This window comes from Phenylobacterium sp., from assembly GCF_004799395.1.
Classification (GTDB): domain Bacteria; phylum Pseudomonadota; class Alphaproteobacteria; order Caulobacterales; family Caulobacteraceae; genus Phenylobacterium.
The window spans coordinates 1-4,652 of sequence record NZ_SSMZ01000213.1 but is presented as its reverse complement, the minus strand read 5'-3'; the positions used below and the strand labels follow the sequence as shown (position 1 = coordinate 4,652).

The 4,652-nt window shown below is 68.9% G+C and carries 5 protein-coding genes; 2 read left to right on the top strand and 3 right to left on the bottom strand.

Going from position 1 to position 4,652, the window contains the following annotated elements; all coding sequences use genetic code 11:
• Positions 1-98 precede the first annotated feature (98 nt).
• Together E8A12_RS13790 and E8A12_RS13785 are read right to left on the bottom strand one after the other, a co-directional pair.
• Positions 99-1,244 carry a CaiB/BaiF CoA-transferase family protein gene (locus tag E8A12_RS13790; RefSeq protein ID WP_293369687.1) on the bottom strand — a complete coding sequence of 382 codons (1,146 nt, stop codon included), beginning with the start codon at positions 1,242-1,244 and terminating at the stop codon, positions 99-101.
• 61 nt (positions 1,245-1,305) lie between these two features.
• Positions 1,306-2,082: an SDR family NAD(P)-dependent oxidoreductase gene (locus E8A12_RS13785; RefSeq protein ID WP_293369685.1), complete on the bottom strand. Its 777-nt coding sequence runs from the start codon at positions 2,080-2,082 to the stop codon at positions 1,306-1,308.
• A 107-nt stretch (positions 2,083-2,189) separates the two neighbouring features.
• Between E8A12_RS13785 and E8A12_RS13780 the strand changes: the two genes are divergently transcribed.
• Positions 2,190-3,521 carry a diguanylate cyclase gene (locus E8A12_RS13780; protein WP_293369683.1) on the top strand — a complete coding sequence of 444 codons (1,332 nt, stop codon included), beginning with the start codon at positions 2,190-2,192 and terminating at the stop codon, positions 3,519-3,521.
• Entirely contained in the window at positions 3,521-4,042 is a 522-nt protein-coding gene (locus E8A12_RS13775; protein ID WP_293369681.1) for a hypothetical protein, read from the top strand. Before E8A12_RS13780 ends, E8A12_RS13775 begins: the two co-directional genes overlap by 1 nt.
• On the opposite strand, the gene E8A12_RS13770 is transcribed toward E8A12_RS13775, so the two are convergent.
• Positions 4,039-4,652, bottom strand: a 614-nt coding sequence (locus E8A12_RS13770) for a response regulator (protein ID WP_293369679.1), incomplete at its 5' end; no start/stop codon positions are given. The genes E8A12_RS13775 and E8A12_RS13770 overlap by 4 nt on opposite strands.

Genomic DNA, 4,652 nt, shown 5'->3' with positions numbered 1-4,652 from the left:
CCATCAGGTTGCCCGTCGCTTCGAGGGACGGGAGAGCGCGGCGAACAACCTTGCGTCACATTGCGACGCCCCGGCTGAACCCAAGCTGAACGCGTCCGTCAGGAAACAGCATCTTTCACGGGTGAATCGGCGCCGGCGAGGGCGTCGACCTCTGCGGCGGTGAAGCCCCAATCGAGCAGGGCCTCGCGGTCATGGGCGCCCACCGCCGGCGGCGGGCCCTGGATCGCCCCGGGCGTCACCGAAAAGCGCGGCGCCGGCGCGGGCTGGGTGACGCCGGCGACCTCGACGAAGGTCCGCCGCGCAATGTTGTGTGGATGCTTGGGCGCCTCGTCGAGATCGAGGACCGGGGCGAAGCAAACGTCGGTGCCGTCCATGATCGCGCACCATTCCGCCTGGGTCTTGCCGGCGATGGCGGCGGCCAGTTTCTCGCGCAGCGCCGGCCACGCCGATCGATCCATCTGGGCGGCGAAGGCCGGATCGGTGATCCCGGTCTTCTGCAGGAGCAGGGCGTAGAACTGCGGCTCGATCGAGCCGATGGAGATCCACTTGCCGTCGGCGCACTGGTAGGTGTCGTAGAAGTGGGCGCCGCCGTCGAGCAGGTTCTGACGCCGCTCTTCCTTCCACATGCCCGAGGCCTTGAAGCCATAGAACATGGCCATCAGCGAGGCGGCCCCGTCGCTCATGGCGCAATCGATCACCTGGCCCCTGCCCGTCTCGCGCGCCTGGATCACGCCCGCCAGCAGGCCAAAGGCGAGGTAGAGCGCCCCTCCGCCGAAGTCCCCGACCAGGTTCAAGGGCGGAATCGGCTTTTCCGCCGTGCCGATGGCGTGCAGGGCGCCGGTGATGGCGATGTAGTTCATGTCGTGACCCGCGGCGTTGGCGTAGGGCCCGGTCTGCCCCCAGCCGGTCATGCGCCCGAACACCAGCTTATGGTTGCGCTTGAGGGCCACGTCCGGGCCCAGTCCCAAGCGCTCCATCACCCCCGGCCGAAAGCCTTCGATAATGGCGTCGGCCTTTTCCATCAGCTTCAGGCAGGCCTCGATGGCCGCCGGGCTCTTCAGGTCCAGCGCCACCGATCGGCGGCCGCGGGCAGTTATGTCGGACGGCGCGCTGCCGCGCCCGCCCTTGCGGTCGATCCGCACCACGTCGGCGCCCAGGTCGGAGAGCAGCATGCCGCAGAAGGGGCCCGGCCCGATCCCGGCGAATTCCACGACCTTCAGTCCCATCAGCGGTCCCTGGCGCATCGGCTCACTCCCTTGTCATTGACCTGTATCTAAGGCGCCCTGCCCCGCCGTCAGCCAAGCGCTAGCCGCCGCCGGGCAGCGTCTGCCCGTCGTCGATGATGAACAGGCTCCCGGCGATGGCGGCGCCGGCTGGCCCAGCCAGCATCAGCAGCGCCGCGTCCAGATCGCTCTCCTGCATCAGCCGGCGGCGCGGGAAGCGCTTGATCTGAGCGGCGCCGCCCTCGGTCTCGAACCAGGCGTCGTTGATGCCGCTGGGGATGTAGCCGGGGCCTAGGGCGTTGACGGAGATGCCGCGTCGGGCCCACTCCCGGGCCATCACGCGGGTGATCATCGCCACCGCGGCCTTGGACCCACAGTAGGCCGACAGCCCCGGCAGGTTGGTCTGGGCCGCCACCGAGGCGATATTGACGATGCGTCCCTCGCCCCGCTCCGCGACGCCGGACGCGATCATCAGCCGGGCCGCCGCCTGAGCGGCGAAATAGGTCCCGCGGACATTGACCGCGAAGGTGTCGTCGAAGTGGTCGATGGTCATGTCCAGCGCCATGCCGTCGCCGCCGACTCCGGCGTTGTTGATCAGGATCGACATCGGTCCCAGCGCCGCCTCGATCTCATCGAAGACTAGGGCGATGGAATGGGCGTCCGCGACATCCAGCCGCAGGGCCATGGCCCGATGCCCCTCGCCGGCCAGTTCGCCGGCGATCGCCTCGATCTTGTCCAGTCGCCGGGCCGTCAAGGCGACGGCCGCGCCCTCGCGCGCCAGGACCCTTGCGAAGTGTTCGCCAAGCCCTCCCGACGCCCCAGTGATGACTGCAACCTTTCCTTGCAAAATTGCACCCATCCTCAACCTCCTTAACCCTTCTTGACCTGTCGCTGGCTAAGCTCAGCGTCTATCGTGCTCGTTGAGTCATGTCTTCGGACCAACGCAGGTCCTAGGAAAGGTATTAGATGTCGTCGAGCGTCCAGGCGCGCGTGCTTATCGTCGCGCGCGATGACACCCTGGCGGGCCCTCTCGCCGAAGGGTTGGACCGCCTTGGCTGGCGCACCATCACCGCGCGCGGAAAGTTCGCCGCCGTCACCGCCATCTCCGACCTCCAGATCGAGGGTGCGATCATTGATCTGCGCGGCGTCGGCGAAGAGGCGCTGGGACTGGCGCGGCGCCTGAAGGCGGCCTGCGCGCCGCGCAGGTTGCCGGTCATCGCGATCGGCGATCCGGACCCGATCCTGGAGACCTACGGCTTCGACGTGACGCTTGCCGCGCCCCTGCACCCCGCCCAGGCGGCGATGCGGCTGGAGACGCTGGTGCGGACCGCCGTCGCGGAAGAGGAGTTCGAGCTCCGCACCGAGACCTTCGCCGAGTTCGGCCGCAAGTTCGAACCACCGGAGATCGACGTCAGCCCCTATCGCGTGCTGGCCATCGGAGAACCCGCGCCGCAGTTCCTGGCGCTTTCCAACGCCCTCTTGCGCAACGGCGCCGACGTCGTGGGCGCCTTCACCGCCTACACGGCCTTCGACTATCTGCATGAACGGATCTTCGACGCCGTGGTTCTCTGGGCGGGCGACAACCCGCAGGAAGCGCTGTCGATCGCCGCGGGCCTGCGCCGCAACACGCGCCTCTATCACACGCCGGCCCTGCTCTACATGCGCAAGGAAACCTACGTCACGACGTCAGAGGCCTTTCACCGTGGTCTGTCGGACGTGGCCTCGCCAGAGACGCCGGAGAGCGAGACCGCCCGCCGCGTGGTCGAGCTCGCCCGCAGCTATCGCCGCCAAATGGGTGTGCGCCAGGCGCTCGAGCAGGCCCGCACCTCCGGGCTGATGGACGCCGCCACCGGCCTTTTCACCCGCGACCTGTTCGCCGCCCACCTGGGCCGGCTCGCCCAGGCCGCCAAGACCCGCAACCGCGCACTCAGCGTCTGTGTGCTGAAGGTCGCCGAAAAGCCCGAGCTGAAGGCCGCCCGCGCGGGCGGCTGGCTTGACCGCGCCATCCCGCAGATCGGCTCCATGGTCAGCCGCCTGGTGCGGGTGGAAGACACCGCCGCACGCCTCGGCCCGGAAGTCTTCGCGCTCGCGCTTCCCAACACCCCTGGCCCCAACGGCCGGCTGGCCGGCGAACGGATCGCCGCGGTAATCGGCTGCACCGCCTTCGAGGCGGGGGATGGGAACCCGCCGTTCGTGGTGGAATTCGACCTGGGCGTCGCACCGGTGACGTCAGCAGAATCCGCCGGCCGCGCGCTCGAAGAGGCCGCGGCCCACGCCCAGGGCTTGAAAGCGAGCTGATGTACGGGCCGTCACCCAACGCGCCGGCCTGGACCAACCTCATTCCCCTCGCCATCGTAGCACTGGTGATCCTGCGAAATTCACGCGCCCGGCGGCTGCGGATCGAGGCGATGTGGATCGCGCCGGTCGTCATCATCGCGCTAATCGCCCTGTCCCTCACGTCTCAGGGCATGCCATCGCCGCTTGGCCTGTTGCTGGACGTCGCGGGCGTCGTGATCGGCGCCGGGCTCGGCTGGTGGCGAGCGCGCTTCACCCACATCACCGTGGATCCGGTGACCCACGAGCTCACCAGCCGGGCCTCTCCGATCGGCATGCTGGTCATATTGGTGGTGTTCACCGTCCGGTTCGGCATCCGCGCCTATGCGCAGCAGAACGGCACGACGCTGGGCGTCTGGGCGGTCGCGATTCCGGACGCCCTCCTCGTCATGTCTGTAGGGCTCGTCTGTGCGGGGCGCCTGGAGATCTTCATCCGGGCCAAGCGCCTGCTGAACGAAGCCCGCGCCAAGGCCGGCCTGCCCTAGGCGACTTCGCGCCGGCGGCCTTCCGAAGTCAGGATCTCGGCCAGCACTTCGATCAGCGTGTCGGGGCGGATCGGCTTGGCCAGGTGGTGTTCGGCGCCGGCGGCGCGGGTCGCGGCAATATGCTCGGCGAGCGCATCGGCCGTAAGGGCCACGATCGGGGTCGGCGCGGAGCCCCGCTCGGCTTCCGCCCGGCGGATGGCGCGGATCGCGGTCAGGCCATCGACCTTCGGCATGTGCAGGTCCATCAGGATCACGTCATAGCGCCCAGCGGCCTCGGCCTCGATGGCCTCAGCGCCGTCGCCGACGACTACCAGTTCGACACCCATGGGCTCCAGGATCAGCGACACGACCCGCTGGTTGATCAGATGGTCCTCCGCCAGCAGCACACGGCAGCCGGCCAGCGGCGCGGCGATGTCATCGTCGGTGTCGGCCTCGGTGATCGACGTCAGGTCTGCGGGCGGCAGCGGAATCTCGGCGAAGAAGGTGGAGCCGGCGCCGGGATGCGATTGCGCCCAGACGCGGCCGCCCATCAAGCTGGTCAAGGACGCGCAGATGGCCAGGCCGAGGCCCGTGCCGCCGAACCGGCGGGTTATGGAGGCGTCGGCCTGCT

Bases quoted from the DNA above. Each gene is read 5' to 3' on its own strand.
- E8A12_RS13780 (WP_293369683.1), top strand. From the start codon at position 2,190: ATGTCGTCGAGCGTCCAGGCGCGCGTGCTTATCGTCGCGCGCGATGAC.
- E8A12_RS13790 (WP_293369687.1), bottom strand. From the start codon at position 1,244: ATGCGCCAGGGACCGCTGATGGGACTGAAGGTCGTGGAATTCGCCGGG.
- E8A12_RS13785 (WP_293369685.1), bottom strand. From the start codon at position 2,082: ATGGGTGCAATTTTGCAAGGAAAGGTTGCAGTCATCACTGGGGCGTCG.
- E8A12_RS13775 (WP_293369681.1), top strand. From the start codon at position 3,521: ATGTACGGGCCGTCACCCAACGCGCCGGCCTGGACCAACCTCATTCCC.